Origin of the sequence: Dactylosporangium sp. NPDC050588, from assembly GCF_040654975.1 — a bacterium.
GTDB classification, from domain to species: domain Bacteria; phylum Actinomycetota; class Actinomycetes; order Mycobacteriales; family Micromonosporaceae; genus Dactylosporangium; species Dactylosporangium maewongense.
On the sequence record NZ_JBFAJA010000045.1, the window covers coordinates 57,983 to 71,486 of the forward strand.

Annotated in this window: 8 protein-coding genes; all 8 read left to right on the forward strand. The window is 72.8% G+C overall.

The window, feature by feature from the left end:
* A complete protein-coding gene (locus AB0I21_RS29140) occupies positions 1–5,841 on the forward strand; it encodes a type I polyketide synthase (RefSeq protein WP_360565900.1) in 5,841 nt (1,946 codons plus the stop codon).
* A complete protein-coding gene (locus tag AB0I21_RS29145; protein ID WP_360565902.1) occupies positions 5,841–6,278 on the forward strand; it encodes an acyl-CoA thioesterase in 438 nt (145 codons plus the stop codon). The genes AB0I21_RS29140 and AB0I21_RS29145 overlap by 1 nt, the downstream gene beginning before the upstream one ends.
* Before the next feature lie 25 nt (positions 6,279–6,303).
* A complete protein-coding gene (locus tag AB0I21_RS29150; RefSeq protein ID WP_344508702.1) occupies positions 6,304–6,843 on the forward strand; it encodes a flavin reductase family protein in 540 nt (179 codons plus the stop codon).
* Positions 6,844–6,875: 32 nt separating this feature from the next.
* The gene (locus tag AB0I21_RS29155; protein WP_360565947.1) at positions 6,876–8,219 is read left to right on the forward strand and encodes a cytochrome P450; all 1,344 of its coding nucleotides are present in this window, start codon (positions 6,876–6,878) and stop codon (positions 8,217–8,219) included.
* A 298-nt stretch (positions 8,220–8,517) separates the two neighbouring features.
* Entirely contained in the window at positions 8,518–10,494 is a 1,977-nt protein-coding gene (locus AB0I21_RS29160; RefSeq protein ID WP_360565904.1) for a CRTAC1 family protein, read from the forward strand.
* Complete coding sequence (locus AB0I21_RS29165) at positions 10,491–11,492, forward strand: enediyne biosynthesis protein (RefSeq protein ID WP_360565905.1); 1,002 nt, start codon at positions 10,491–10,493, stop codon at positions 11,490–11,492. Before AB0I21_RS29160 ends, AB0I21_RS29165 begins: the two co-directional genes overlap by 4 nt.
* Before the next feature lie 78 nt (positions 11,493–11,570).
* Entirely contained in the window at positions 11,571–12,509 is a 939-nt protein-coding gene (locus AB0I21_RS29170) for a hypothetical protein (RefSeq protein ID WP_360565906.1), read from the forward strand.
* Positions 12,510–12,580: 71 nt separating this feature from the next.
* A complete protein-coding gene (locus AB0I21_RS29175; RefSeq protein WP_360565908.1) occupies positions 12,581–13,447 on the forward strand; it encodes a maleylpyruvate isomerase N-terminal domain-containing protein in 867 nt (288 codons plus the stop codon).
* Positions 13,448–13,504 lie beyond the last annotated feature (57 nt).

The following is a 13,504-nucleotide window of genomic DNA, read 5'->3' on the forward strand; positions in this document are numbered from 1 at the left end:
ATGACCAACATCGCCGTGGTGGGCATGGCGTGCCGATACCCGGACGCCACGTCCCCCCGGGAGCTGTGGGAGAACGCGCTCGCGGGGCGCCGCGCGTTCCGCCAGCTGCCCGACGAACGCATGCGGCTGGACGACTACTTCGACGCCGACCCCAAGGCCCGGGACCGCTTCTACGCCCGGCTCGCCGCCGTCATCGACGGCTACGAGTTCGACCGGATCGCCTACAAGATCGCCGGCAGCACGTACCGCGCGACCGACCTCACCCACTGGCTCGCCCTGGACATCGCCGCGCTCGCGCTCGCCGACGCCGGCTTCCCGATGGCGGAGGGCCTGCCGCGCGAGCGCACCGCCGTCATCGTCGGCAACAGCCTCACCGGCGAGTTCGCCCGGGCCAACCAGATGCGGCTGCGCTGGCCGTACGTGAGCCGCATGGTGACCGCCGCGCTCAAGGCCCAGGACTGGGACGACGACCAGCTGCAGAACTTCCTGGCCGACTTCGAGGACGCGTACAAGTCGCCGTTCCCGGAGATCGACGAGGACACCCTCGCCGGCGCGCTGTCCAACACGATCGCCGGCCGGATCTGCAACCACTTCGACCTCAAGGGCGGCGGGTACACCGTCGACGGGGCCTGCTCCTCGTCGCTACTGTCCGTCGCGACCGCGTGCAAGGCGCTCATCGACGGCGAGGCCGACGTCGCCGTCGCCGGCGGCGTCGACCTGTCCATCGACCCGTTCGAGATCATCGGCTTCGCCAAGACGGGCGCGCTCGCCACCGGCGAGATGCGCGTCTACGACCGCGGCTCCAACGGCTTCTGGCCCGGCGAGGGCTGCGGCATGGTCGTGCTCATGCGCGAGCCGGAGGCGGTCGCCGCCGGGCACCGCATCTACGCGTCCATCGCCGGCTGGGGCATCTCCTCCGACGGCAAGGGCGGCATGACCCGGCCGGAGGCCAACGGCTACAAGCTGGCCCTGCGCCGCGCGTACGAGCGGGCCGGCTTCGGCATCGAGACCGTCGCGCTGTTCGAGGGGCACGGCACCGGCACGAAGGTCGGCGACGCCACCGAGCTCACCGCCCTGTCGGAGGCCCGCCGCGAGGCGGACCCGGACGGCGCGCCGGCCGCGATCAGCTCGATCAAGGGCATGATCGGCCACACCAAGGCCGCCGCCGGCGTCGCCGGGCTCATCAAGGCGTCCCTGGCCGCGTACCACCAGGTGCTGCCCCCGGCGATCGGCACCCGCGACCCGCACGAGGTGCTGACCGGCGACGCGCCCGCCCTGCGGGTGCTGCGCAAGGCCGAGGCCTGGCCGCGGGAGACGCCGGTGCGCGTCGGCGTCACCGCCATGGGCTTCGGCGGGATCAACACCCACATCGTGCTGGAGAACACCGCGCCGCGCCGCCGGGTGCCGCTGGACAGCCGCACCAAGGCGCTCGCGTCCTCGCTGCAGGACGTCGAGCTGCTGCTGGCCGACGCGGCCTCCGCGCAGGAGCTGCGGGAGAAGCTCGACGAGCTCGTGCACTTCGTGCCGAAGCTCTCCTACGCGCAGCTGTCGGACCTGTCCGCCACGCTGCACAACGGGCTGCGCGACCTGCCCTACCGTGCCGCCGTCATCGCCTCCTCGCCGGACAACGCCGTGCAGAGCCTGCGCCGGCTGTGCGAGATCCTCGACGCGGGGGAGACCACCCACTTCGCCGCCGACGGCCGCAGCTTCCTCGGCCACGCCAGCGGGCCCGGCAAGATCGGGTTCCTGTTCCCCGGCCAGGGCTCCGGCCGCGGCGTCTCCGGCGGGGCACTGCGCCGCCGGTTCGCCGAGGCCGAGGAGGTGTACGTCGACGCGGCGCTGCCGGTGACCGGCGACGTCGTCGCCACCGAGGTGGCCCAGCCGCGCATCGTCACCGGCTCGATGGCCGGCCTGCGGGTCATGTCGACGCTGGGCATCGAGGCGACCGTCGCCGTCGGGCACAGCCTCGGCGAGCTCGCCGCGCTGCAGTGGGCCGGCGTGATGGACGAGGCCGCGCTGCTGCGGGTCGCCGCCCTGCGCGGGCGCACCATGTCGCAGCACAGCGCGTCGGGCACGATGGCCGGCATCGCCGCCGGGCCGGAGGCCGTCGAGACCCTCGTCGCCGGGCTGCCGGTCGTCATCGCCGGCTACAACGGGCCCAACCAGACCGTCGTGGCCGGGCCGGTCGACGCGGTGCAGACCGTGTGCGAGCGGGCCGCGGCCGCCGCCGTGCAGTGGTCCCGGCTGCACGTGTCGCACGCCTTCCACTCCCCGCTGGTCGCCCCGGCCGCGGCGGCGTTCGGCGCCGCCCTGGCCGAGGAGGACTTCTCCCCGGTCGGCCGGCGGGTCGTCTCCACCGTCACCGGCGACGTGCTCACCCGCGACACCGACGTCGCCACGCTGCTGCATCGCCAGATCACCGACCCGGTGCTGTTCAACCAGGCGGTCGAGCTGGCCGCCAAGGACATCGACCTGTTCATCGAGGTCGGCCCCGGCCGGGTGCTCAGCCACCTGGCGGCGTCGGTGACCGACGTGCCGACCGTGGCGCTGGACACCGACGACGAGTCCCTCGCGGGCGTGCTGCGGGCCGTCGCGGCCGCGTACATCGTGGGTGCCGCACCGGTCGACAGCGCGCTGTTCCACGGCCGGCTCATCCGGCCGGTCTCGGTCGGCGCGACGTTCTCGTTCTTCGCCAGCCCCTGCGAGCAGGCGCCGACGGCGCCGGTGGTCCGCCGCAGGGCCGCCCTCACGGTGGTGCCGCAGCCGGCGGCCGAGCCGGTCACGCCGGCCGGCGGCGACGTGCGGGCCCCCGAGGACCGGCCGGCGGAGTCCAGCGTCGAGCTGCTGCGGCGCTTCGCCGCCGACCGGGCCGAGCTGCCGATCGAGCTGGTCGGCACGAGCAGCCGCCTGCTGGACGACCTGCACCTGAGCTCGATCACCGTCGGCCAGGTGCTCAACCAGGTCGCCCAGCAGATGAACCTGCCGGTGGCGCAGCTGCCGACGAACCTCGCCACCGCGACCATCGAGGAGCTGGCCGAGGCGCTCGACACGCTCGCCGCGACCGCCCAGCACGGCGACGGTGCCGCGTCCGCGGCCGCCCAGGTGGCCGGTGCGGCACCGTGGGCCCGGCCGTGGTCGCTGGACCTCGACGAGCTGCCGCTGCCGCCGCGCACCGCGCCGCAGGACAACGGTGCCTGGCAGGTCTACGCCGACGCCGGCAACCCGCTCGCCGAGCCGCTGCGCCGCGAGCTGGAGCGCGCCGGGGTCGGCGCCGGGCTGCTGGTCTGCCTGCCCGAGCAGTGCACCGAGGAGCAGCTGCAGTTCGCGCTGCACGGCGCCAAGGCGGCGGTGACCGGCCGGGACCAGGGTCAGGGCACGGCCAAGCGGTTCGTGCTCGTGCAGCACGGCCGCGGCGCGGCCGGCCTGGCCAAGACGGTCCGGCTGGAGGCGCCGCACCTCACCACGACGGTCGTGCACGTGCCGGCGGTCCCCGCCGCGGTCGGCTGGGTCGTCGCCGAGGTCGCCGCGACGAACGGCTTCGCGGAGGCGTACTACGACCTCGGCGGCGTGCGGCGGGTGCCGACGCTGCGGGCGATGCCGGTCGAGCCGGCCATCACGCACGTGCCCCTCGCGCGCACCGACGTGCTGCTCGTCACCGGCGGCGGCAAGGGCATCACCGCCGAGTGCGCCCTCGCCATGGCCAGCGACAGCGGGGCCGCGCTGGCCCTGCTCGGCCGGTCCGACCCGGCGCAGGACGCGGAGCTGTCGGCGAACCTGCGCCGCATGACCGAGCACGGCATCACCGTCCGGTACGCGCAGGCCGACGTCACCGACGCCGCCGCGGTCCGCCGGGCCGTCGCCGAGCTCACCGCGGAGCTGGGCCCGGTCACCGCCGTGCTGCACGGCGCCGGGCGCAACGAGCCGGCCTCGGTGACCAGCCTCGACATGGCCGCGTTCCGGCGCACGTTCGCCCCGAAGATCGACGGGCTGCGCGCGGTCCTCGACGCGGTCGACCCGTCCGGGCTGAAGCTGCTGGTGACGCTCGGCAGCATCATCGGCCGGGCCGGCCTGCGCGGCGAGGCGCACTACGCCACCGCCAACGAGTGGCTCGCCGACCTCACCGTGCAGACCGGCCGGGACTTCCCGAACTGCCGCAGCATCTGCATGGAGTGGTCGGTGTGGTCCGGCGTCGGCATGGGCGAGCGCCTGTCGGTGGTGGAGTCGCTGACCCGCGAGGGCGTCGTCCCCGTCACCCCCGACCAGGGCATCGCCATCCTGCGCCGGCTCCTCGCCGACCCGGAGGCCCCGTCGGTCGTCGTCATCAGCGGCCGTACGACGGGCATCGACACGGTCCGCTACGACAAGCCGGAGCTGCCGCTGCTGCGCTTCGTGGACCGGCCGCTGGTGCGCTACCACGGCGTCGAGCTGGTCTGCGAGACCGAGCTGAGTGCCGGCAGCGACCTGTACCTCGCCGACCACCTCCTCGACGGCAACCTGCTCTTCCCGGCGGTGTTCGGCATGGAGGCGATGGCCCAGGTCGCGGCCGCCGTCACCGGCCACGAGGGCGGGCCGGTCATCGAGGACGCGCGCTTCCTGCGGCCGATCGTGGTGCCGCCGGACGGCAGCACGGTCATCCGGGTCGCCGCGGTCGTCACCGCCGACGACACCGTCGAGGTCGTCATCCGCAGCGCCGAGACGCAGTTCGCCGCCGAGCACTTCCGGGCACGGCTGCGGCTGGACCGCGGCGAGGCCCCCGACGGCCCGCCCGTGCAGGCAGACGCCATGCCGGCGGTGCCGCTGGACCCGCGCACCGAGCTCTACGACGGGGTGCTGTTCCAGGGCGGCCGGTTCCAGCGGCTGCGCTCCTACCACCGGGTCGCGGCCCGCGACGTCGACGCCGATCTGGCCGCCGACCCGGACACCCGGTGGTTCGCCGGGTACCTGCCGGACCGCCTGCTGCTCGGCGACCCCGGCGTGCGGGACGCGCTCATGCACGGCAACCAGGTCTGCGTCCCCGACGCGACCCTGCTGCCGGCGGGTGTGGAGCGCATCTACCCGGCGGGGGAGGGGCTCACGTCGGCGACCGGGCTGCGGTACTGCGCCACCGAGCGCAGCCACGACGGCGACCTGTACATCTACGACATCGCGCTGCGCGACGCCGCCGGCACCGTGCTCGAGCGGTGGGACGGCCTGCACCTGCGGGCCGTGCGCAAGCTGGACGGCCGGGGACCGTGGGTGGCGCCGCTGCTGGGCTCCTACCTGGAGCGCACCCTCGAGGACCTCGTCGGCACCAGGGTCGCGGTCGCGGTCGAGCCGGACGGTCCCGAAGGTGCCGCCGGCGGTGAGGACCACGTCGAGCAGCGGCGGGCCCGCACCGCACTGGCCGCCGGGCGGGTCTTCGGCCGCGCCGTCGAGGTGCGGTATCGGCCCGACGGCAAGCCGGAGGTCGACGACCCGCGCACGATCTCCGCGGCGCACGGCGCGGGGCTGACGCTCTGCACCGCCGCCACCGGCGTGCTCGGCTGCGACCTCGAGGCGGTCACCGCCCGCACGGCGCAGGAGTGGCGTGGGCTGCTCGGCCAGCACGCCGGGCTGGCGGACCTCGCCGCCGACCTGACCGGCGAGGACGCCGACACCGCGGCGACGCGGGTGTGGGCGGCCGTGGAGTGCGTGCAGAAGGCGGGCCGCTCGACGCTCGGGCCGCTGAGCCTGATGCCGTCGTCGCGGGCCGGCTGGGTCGTCTACTCGGCCGGGGACGCGTGCGTGGCCACCTTCGCCACCACCGTGCGCGGCGTCGACGGGCCGGTCGTCTTCGCGGTCCTGACCGGAGGGGAGCAGTGATGGAGTCGTACTTCGAGTACCAGCACACGGTCGGCTTCGAGGAGACCAACCTCGTCGGCAACGTGTACTACGTCAACTACCTGCGCTGGCAGGGCCGCTGCCGGGAGCTGTTCCTCAAGACGAAGGCGCCCGAGGTCCTCGCGGACCTGCAGGACGACCTGAAGCTCTTCACGCTGCGGGTCGGCTGCGAGTTCTTCGCCGAGATCACCGCGTTCGACGAGCTGTCGATCCGGATGCGGCTGGTGGAGCTGGCGCAGACCCAGATCGAGTTCAGCTTCGACTACGTGCGGGTCGGCGACGGCGGCGAGCTGCTCGTCGCCCGGGGCGGCCAGCGGGTGGCCTGCATGCGCGGGCCGAACACCAGGACGGTGCCGGCCCGTGTGCCGGAGGCGCTCGCCCGGGCGCTGGAGCCGTACACGTCGATGGCCCGGGTCTGAGGGCCTGCGCGAGCAGGAGGTGCGCGTGGACGTCCAGCCAAGGCCGCCGCTCAACGCGGTGACCGATCCGAAATCGTTGCGGCGGGCCCTGGGGGCGTTCGCCACCGGCGTCACCGTGGTGACCGTCGGCGGCAGCACACCGCACGGCATGACCGCCAACTCCTTCACCCCGGTGTCGCTCGACCCGCCGCTGGTGTCGATCTGCGTCGGGCGGCAGGCGGTCATGCACGGCACGCTCGGCGAGGTCGGCGCGTTCGCCGTGTCGGTGCTCTCCTCGGAGCAGGAGAGCCTGGCCCGGTACTTCGCCGACCGCCGCCGGCCGCTGGGCTGGCAGCAGTTCGACGTCGTCGACTGGGCCCCGGCACCGAACACGGGGGCGCCGCTCGTCGGCGGCGCCCTGGCCCACTTCGAGTGCGAGCTGTGGCGCACGTACGACGGCGGGGACCACACCATCTTCATCGGCAAGGTCCTGTCGATGCACCGCAGCGTCGACGACGAGGCGCTGCTGTTCCACTCCGGCAAATTCCACCACCTGAGCCAGGAACGCACCGAGGTGACGACGTGACGACGCTCGACCGCCGGCGGGCCGCCGGGCCGCTGTACCCGCCCAGCAGCCCGCGGATCACCGCGATGGGCATGCTCGTGAAGATGACCCGCGACCGGATCGGCATGATGACCGACGCGGCGAAGGACTACGGCGACGCGTCCCGGCTCGCGGTCGGGCACAAGACGCTGTACTTCTTCAACCACCCCGACCACGCCAAGCACGTGCTCGCCGACAACGCCGGCAACTACCAGAAGGGCATCGGCCTGGTCCACGCCCGCCGGGCGCTCGGCGACGGCCTGCTCACCAGCGAGGGCGAGCTGTGGCGCAAGCAGCGCAAGGTGATCCAGCCGGCGTTCCAGAGCCGGCGGATCGCGGCGCAGGCCGGGGCGGTCGCGGAGGAGGGCGCCAAGCTCGTCGAGCGGCTGCGCCGGCGGGCCGGGACCGGTCCGGTCAACGTCCCGGACGAGATGACCACGCTGACCCTCGGCGTGCTCGGCCGGACGCTGCTGGACGCCGACCTCAGCCGGTTCGGCGGGATCGGCGACTCGTTCGCCGCCGTGCAGGACCAGGCGATGTTCGAGCTGGAGACGCTCAGCGCGGTGCCGACCTGGGTGCCGCTGCCCCGGCAGCTGCGCTTCCGCCGGGCCCGCCGGAGCCTGGAGGCCATCGTCGACGAGCTGGTCGGCGGCCGGCGGGCCCGCACCGAGGACCGCGACGACGTGCTGTCGCGGCTCATCGTCTCGGCGGACGCCGAGCCGGACCCGGCCGTCGGCCGCGAGCGGCTGCGCGACGAGCTCGTCACGCTGCTGCTCGCCGGGCACGAGACGACCGCCAGCACGCTCAGCTGGGCGCTGTACCTCATCGGCGAGCACCCGCAGGTGCGGCAGCGGCTGCACGAGGAGGCGGTCGCGGTGCTCGGCGACCGGCTGCCGGTCTTCGAGGACCTGCACCAGCTGCGGTACACCTCGATGGTCCTCGAGGAGGTCATGCGGCTCTACCCGCCGGTGTGGCTGCTGCCGCGCAAGGCCCTCGCGGCCGACGAGGTCGGCGGCTACCGGGTGCCGGCCGGCGCCGACGTGCTCGTGTCCCCGTTCACGCTGCACCGGCACCCGGACTTCTGGCCGGAGCCGGAGCGCTTCGACCCGGAGCGCTTCGACCCGCAGCGCCCGACCGGCACGGCGGAGCGGCCCCGCTACGCGTACATCCCGTTCGGCGCCGGGCCGCGATTCTGCGTCGGCAACCACCTCGGCATGATGGAGGCGGCGTTCGTGCTCGCGCTGCTGTGCCGGGACCTGAAGCTGGAGAAGGTGCCCGGCCACCGGGTGGTCCCCGAGCCGATGCTGTCGCTGCGCATCCGCGGCGGTCTGCCGATGACGGTGACCACCACGCGCTGACCGTATGTCCAATGTGGACGCCCGCCGGAGCCGTTGCTCCGGCGGGCGTTTCGCTGTGCGTGAGGGGTGCGCCGATAGCGTCCCACTAGGGCGTGGCTAGGGTGGGAGATCGACGAACGCCGTTGAGCACTTGCCGAGAAGACTTTGCTCCGGCCCGCCGCAACGATAGCGATAGTTCGATGGATCGAGCCGCGGGAGCGGCGGTCCTCGACCAGCCTGCGGGATCTCCGCCGGTCAATCAGGCAGGTGTCCGGCCGCGCATCCGCGGGCGACATGCCGTCGACCTCAAGGGGGAACTGTGCCACCGCAACCTGTCGGCGCCCTGCGCCGGCTCATCCCAGGCGCCTTCGTCCTGGTGCTCGTCGCCGCGTTGTACGTGGCGGCCCAGCTGCCCGAGGCGTCGGCGGCGACACGCAACGCCATCGCCAACCGTTACGCGTTCACCGAGCTGCAGATCGCGCTGCCGCCGGGCCTGCCGCAGCACACGGTGCGCCAGGTCAACCCGAAGTACGAGCACATCAGGGCCTGGATCTCCTCGGTCGGTGCCGCCGTCGCGGTCAACGACATCGACGGCAACGGCCGGTCCAACGACCTGTGTCTCGTCGACACCCGCAGCGACTCGGCGATCGTGACGCCGGCGCCGCAGGGCGGGGCGACCTACGCGCCGTTCGTGCTGAACCCGGCGCCGCTGCCGACCAGCGCCACGATGGCGCCGATGGGCTGCGTGCCCGGCGACTACAACGCCGACGGCTGGACCGACCTGCTCGTCTACTACTGGGGCCGCACGCCGGTGCTGTACATGCACAAGCCCGGTGCCACCGCGCTGGAGATGGCCGCGTTCCGTCCCACCGAGCTGATCGCCGCGTCGAACACCGCGGCAGGCGGCTACGGCGGCCCGCTGTGGAACACCAACGCGGTGAACGTCGCCGACTTCGACGGCGACGGCCACGTGGACATCGGCGTGTTCAACTACTTCCCCGACACCCAGGTGCTCGACCCGCAGGGTGACCCCAACGTGCAGATGAACCACTCGATGTCGCGGGCGGAGAACGCCGGCGGCGCGCACGTGCTGCACTGGGAGGCCGCCAGCAGCGGCGACGAGCCCAGCGTCACGTACGTGGAGCAGAAGGCGATCCCGCCGTCGGCGGCGACCGGCTGGACGCTCGGGGCCGGCTCTGCGGACCTCGACGGCGACCTGCGCCCGGAGCTGTACCTCGCCAACGACTTCGGCCGGGACCGCTTCTTCCGCAACGTCTCCACCCCGGGGCAGATCAAGTTCGCCCTCGCCGAGGGGGAGCGCGGCGCCTTCACGCCGAAGTCCCTCGTCGTCGGGCACGACTCCTTCAAGGGCATGTCGATCGAGTTCAGCGACCTGTCCGGCGACGGGCAGTTCGACATGTTCATCAGCAACATCACCACCAGCTGGGGGCTGGAGGAGAGCAACCTCTACTACCAGAACACCGCGGCGAACCCGGCGAAGGCCGCGGCGGTGCTGAAGGACGGCCGGGCGCCGTTCGAGAACAAGGCCGCCTCGGCGAACATCGCCTGGGTCGGCTGGGGCTGGGACGCGAAGGCCGCCGACTTCGACAACAGCGGCCGGCTGTCGCTGGTGCAGACCACCGGCTTCGTCAAGGGCGAGATCAACCGCTGGTCGTGGCTGCAGGAGCTGGCGATGACCAACGACCTGCTGCTGCAGGAGCCGCAGATGTGGCCGAACGCGAAGCCCGGTGACGACATCGCCGGCTCGCAGCCGTTCGCGTTCTGGGCCAAGGAGCCCAACGGCCGGTACGTGAACGTCGCCAAGGAACTCGGCATGACGTCCGACATCCCGAGCCGCGGCGTCGCGGTCGCCGACGTCGACGGTGACGGCGCCCAGGACTTCGCCATCGCCCGGCAGTGGGGCGCCCCGTCCTACTACCGCAACACCAAGGCTGGCAGCGGCGAGTACCTCAGCCTCAACCTGTACCGCCCGGCGACCGGTGGCGTCTCCGCGACCGGCGGCCTGCCCGGCGCGCCCGCCTACGGCGCCCAGGTGCGCGTCACCACCGCCGACGGCCGCACCCAGGTGTCGCAGCTCGACGGCGGCGGCGGGCACTCCGGCAAGCGCGGCTTCCAGCAGCACTTCGGGCTCGGCGCCAACAACGGCAAGCCGGTCTCGGCCGAGGTGTGCTGGCTGGACAACACCGGCGCCATGCACATGCAGACGCTGCAGCTGAGCCCCGGCCAGCACACCCTCATGTTGACCACGCAAGCCCAGGAGGTGCAGCCGTCATGACCGACGTGCAGCCCCGCGTCAAGCTCCCGACCGAGGCGCCGGTCTCGCCGGCCGTAGCGGTTCCCACCAAGGCGACGGTGACGGTGTCGACCCCGTCGGGCGCGCCGCCGCGCGTGGACGGCCGCGACCCGCGGTACCTCGCACTGCGCAACTTCGCGATCTCCATGAGCATCTTCAACATCCTCGGCTACACCGTGCTCGGCTTCGAGCAGCCGTGGACGTGGCCGCTGTTCTCCCTCGCCATCGGCTACTCGACGGAGCTCGTCGTGGAGTGGATCGCGGCGAAGGCGGAGCGGCGCGCCCCCGGCTACTCCGGTCACGGCGGCTGGGGCCTCTACACGTTCCTGCTGCCGTCGCACATCACCGCGCTCGCGGCGAACATGCTGCTGTACGCCAACGACGTGTACTGGCCGATCGCCTTCGCCGTCGTCGTGGCCGTCGGGCAGAAGGTGCTGTTCCGGGCCCCGATCAAGGGCCGGCTGCGGCACTTCATGAACCCGTCGAACTTCGGCATCACCGTCACGCTGGTGCTGTTCGGCTGGGTCAACGTGGCGCCGCCGTACCACTTCACCGAGCACGTCCCGGACGTGATCCGCATCGTGGTGCCGACCGTCATCCTCACCGCCGGCACGATCCTCAACTCGCTGCTGACCAAGCGGGTCGCGCTCATCGTCGGCTGGGTCGGCGCGTTCGTCATCCAGGCGCTGATCCGGCACTACGTGTGGGACGTCGCGCTGTGGGCGGCGCTCGGCCCGATGACGGGCGTCGCGTTCATCCTCTTCACTAACTACATGATCACCGACCCGGGCACCACCCCGACGTCGGGCAAGGCGCAGTTCATGTTCGGCTCCAGCGTCGCGTTCGTCTACGGCGCGCTGCTGCTGGCCAACGTGGTCTACACGCTGTTCTTCGCCGTAACCATCGTCTGTGCCGCCCGCGGCCTGTTCTGGTGGGCGAAGTGGCTGCGGGAGCGCCGGACGGCCGTCATCACCACCTGAGGCAGCACGCCGGCCGGTGCGGGGACAACGGTGTCCCCGCACCGGCCGCGTTCCCATGTCGTCCACAGTGGAGGATCCGTGGCAACCACCCAGCTGCGGACCGGCGTCACGCCGGGCCCGCACCTCACCCCCCGACGCGCCCGCAACGGCCGGGTCGTCCTGTTCAGCATCCTGGCCGGCATCGCACTGGCGGTGCTCTGGTCCTACGAGTTCGTCGACTCGGTCATCGGCGACAACGTCGCCAACAACCTGCTCGGCCACGACGCGAAGAAGACCGCCATCGCCGGCACCACCGCCGGCCTGGTCTTCGCGTTCGTGTCCGGGCTCGCCGGCACCTTCACCGCCTGCAACATCGCTATGGCGGCGTCCGTCGGCCCGCTGTCACAGGCCGGCGCCGGCCAGCGCGGCGGCCCGCTGCGGCGGCTCCTGCGCCCGCTCGGGTGGCTCACCGTCGGCATGGTGGCGGTGTCGGCGGTGTACGGCTTCGTCGGCGTCCTGCTCGGCGACCGGCTGCCGCAGCTGTCCACCGACAAGGTCGGCGACGTGCCGGTCCGGCTCCTGCAGTCCTCGGTCGTCTTCGGCCTCATCGGCCTCGCCCTGATCTACCTGGGCCTGGCCGCGCTCGGCGTCCTGCCGGACCTGTTCCGCGACCGGCCCACCGCCCGCGTCGTCGTCCTCGGCGGCCTCGTCGGCGGCTTCCTCATCGGCCGGCCGTACCCGTTGTTCAACAAGCTCTTCCACTACGCGGCGGACACCGACAACCCGCTCTACGGCTCGCTCGCCTTCGTGCTGCAGTCGGTGGGCAACGTCGTGTTCGTCGCGGCCCTCTTCGCCGTCGTCGTGCTCCTCACCCGGGGGCGCTTCCTGTCGTGGCTCGGCGCGAGCCCGCGGCGGGCCGCCGTGGTGACGGGCAGCCTGCTCGTCGCGCTCGGCGTGTTCAACGTCGTCTACTGGGACGTCCGCCTGCCGGCGATGTTCGGCATCGGATGGTTCCCCACCATGTGGTACAACGCCTGACCTCTCACGTCCCTTCGTGCACTCGGGGTCGCGTCCGCGGCCCCGAATACGACTTCCGCGGATGGTGACCCATGACCGTCGTCGTGCTCCAGGACCGCTGGCAGCAGACCCGCACCGCCGTCGCGGACACGGGCCGGCGCTTCGAGTCGCTGGTCAACTGGGCCCCCGACCCCGCGGCGATGGCGACCGCGGAGTGGTCCATCGCCGACTCCGCCGCCCACGTGCTGTCCATCGCCAAGCTGTGCCTGCTGCTGCTGGACCCCGACGCGCCGCCGCCGCCCGTGCCGGGCCTGCGCGAGCTGCTCTCCGGCACCAACGTGGACACCGTGGCGGACACCAACTCCCACGTCATGCGCCACCTCACCGAGCGCGACCCGAGGGTCGTCACGCGCGACCTGCGCACCGCGATCGAGCGCATCCTGCTCGTCACCCGCGACGCCGACCCGGCCTCGACCGTCACGTGGCTGGGCGACGCCCAGGTCACCGTCGCCGGCGTGCTCGCCCACCTCGTCAACGAGATGCTGGTGCACGGCTGGGACATGGCGCGCGCGGCCCGCCTGCCGTGGCCGATGCCCGACGCCGACGCCGCCCTGTTCTTCGAGCTGTTCCTCGTCGACATGATCCGCAACTCGTACGGCGCGCTGCTCAACGAGTCGGTCCGCATGCCGCGGCACCGCATCGCCGTCGAGTTCCGCTCGGTGCACACCCCGACGGCCATCCTGCAGCTGCACGAGGGCCGGGTGAGCGTCGCGCCGCCCGGCGACCCCTACGACGTCAGCCTGACCTTCCGCCCGGCGCGGTTCAACCTCATGCTCTTCGGCCGCATCAGCGCCCTGCGCGCCGCCGCCGGCCGGGACGTGGTCGTCGGCGGACCGCGTCCGTGGCGGCTGCGGTCGTTCCTGCGCGTCGTACACATGCCGAACAACGCCAAACCGTGAGGCTCAGGTCCGCACAGCAGCGGAAGCCAGCGTGACCCCGGAATCGAAGAATAGGTG